Genomic DNA, 1,692 nt, shown 5'->3' on the forward strand with positions numbered 1-1,692 from the left:
AGGAGTTAAAGGTAAATTATGATCTACCTTAACTTGAGCTAAATTCTCTAAAGCTTGCTCTTTTAATTGTCGATATAAATGTAGCTCCTGGTTATTTTCAATTTCTGCATTTTGCCACCCAGGATATTGTTGAATCGTAAAAGATGCCTGATCTATTTCTTGAGCTAAATGCTTTAAATTCGGATCTTGAGTGTTAGTTGCTTTAAGATGCAGAATATTGCCCTCAGGGCAATAATCAGTTGACCCTGAAAGCCAATTTTGCAAATTGAGCTTAGCTGTCATATTTATTCAATTAAACAAAGAAAAGGCAACCTTACAGTTGCCTCAAAAAATGGTTATTAATATTTGTCACTAAATAATTTCGGTACGCCAATAGCATTTAAGGCAAGATCTAAATAATACCAAAATGAACTTTGCTGATCCGCAGTATTAATCCAATCATCTTTTTCCGGATCATAACTAAAATGCGAAGCTCCCGCAGTCGAAGCTAACCATAGTTCGTGTTTTGGTTCTTGACGATTAATAATTACTTGGGCTTTATCGGCATTTTCTATGGTAAATACTGAGCCAATTACATAGGCATCTACATCAATTTCTTGCTCTTCTAAAGTATCTGAAATTTCATTCCATACACGGTCAATTTCAGCTAAATATCTAGGGGTATCGATAGTCATGAATTTGCTCCTTAAATCCTACAAGATTCATCCCTACTATTTTACAAAAAAAGGAAAAATTTTGCTCAAGTTTCTACACCTTGATTTTCTTAAAATAGTCCTTATATTTTCTCTAGACAAGAGTTTGTCTTTGAAAATTCAGCTAATGGCTTTCTCGCTACACGAAAAATAAGTCCTCCTAGCTGAATTACATTTAGATTATCTATATACAAGTTAAACAAGTTATGAAAAAGATTAAAGTTTTAGCAGCTTTATTAGCAACTCTAACCCTTGCAAGTTGTGTACCTTTTTGGTCTTGCAATATTGGAGGAGCTGGTCAACCTGCACCGCAACAACAAGGTGGTCCAGGTCCACGTTAAGCTTCAAGCTTTTTTTACTAATTTATTATCCTTGCCAAGAGTTCTGCTCTTGGCTCTTTTTTTGTTAAAATAAGTAAAATGGGCACAGCTTTTACCTGTGTGTTCTAACCGAATTACAACTATTTAAATTTAGCTTGAGTTAGCTTTAAATTTAAAATTAATACTCCTTTTTACTACTTACTATACCTCATATGAGTTTTAAATATTATTTTGCCCAAAATTGCGCACCTTTACTCCATTCTTGGCTCGAAGCCGATGCACAAGAACTAGAGTTATTTAAGCAACAAGGTCAAGAGTTAGCTTCACTAATTGCCCCTCTTGATCCTGAGCAACTAGCGAACTTGGCTCTCGAACAACTTTGTCAACAAACTCTTGCTCAAACTCAAAGCCTAGCTCTACCTTTGGATGCCAAAGCCAAAGAAGCTGTCAAGTTTTTAACCCAACTCGAGTTACTTAAACTTCCGCAAGCGGGCATCCTTTATCATGCCCAACAACTTACACAGCTAGCTTATGCCACTTGGCAACAAATACGTCAACAACCAACATTTGCCAAATTACTCGCTCAATATGGGCAACTTGTCGCTAAGCCTCTAACCAATTCTTTTACTTTCTACCAGCTTTTAGAAAGGAAAAAAGAAATTTTTGTAGCTTGGCAACAA

General features: G+C 35.8%; 4 protein-coding genes. 2 read left to right on the top strand and 2 right to left on the bottom strand.

Translation table 11 applies throughout. The annotated features are described in order from the left end of the window. Positions 1-282: hypothetical protein (locus CKF59_RS03990; protein ID WP_147397111.1), on the bottom strand; the 282-nt coding region annotated here is incomplete at its 3' end. A 56-nt stretch (positions 283-338) separates the two neighbouring features. After that, a complete protein-coding gene (gene cyaY, locus CKF59_RS03995) occupies positions 339-674 on the bottom strand; it encodes an iron donor protein CyaY (RefSeq protein WP_119534687.1) in 336 nt (111 codons plus the stop codon). A gap of 224 nt (positions 675-898) precedes the next feature. Here cyaY and CKF59_RS08065 point away from each other — a divergent pair, with 224 nt between their 5' ends. Together CKF59_RS08065 and CKF59_RS04000 are read left to right on the top strand one after the other, a co-directional pair. Beyond that, the gene (locus CKF59_RS08065; RefSeq protein WP_281270077.1) at positions 899-1,033 is read left to right on the top strand and encodes a hypothetical protein; all 135 of its coding nucleotides are present in this window, start codon (positions 899-901) and stop codon (positions 1,031-1,033) included. A 191-nt stretch (positions 1,034-1,224) separates the two neighbouring features. Further along, positions 1,225-1,692: hypothetical protein (locus CKF59_RS04000; RefSeq protein ID WP_147397112.1), on the top strand; the 468-nt coding region annotated here is incomplete at its 3' end.

It is taken from the genome of Psittacicella gerlachiana, assembly GCF_003585965.1.
Taxonomy (GTDB): Bacteria; Pseudomonadota; Gammaproteobacteria; order Enterobacterales; family Psittacicellaceae; genus Psittacicella; species Psittacicella gerlachiana.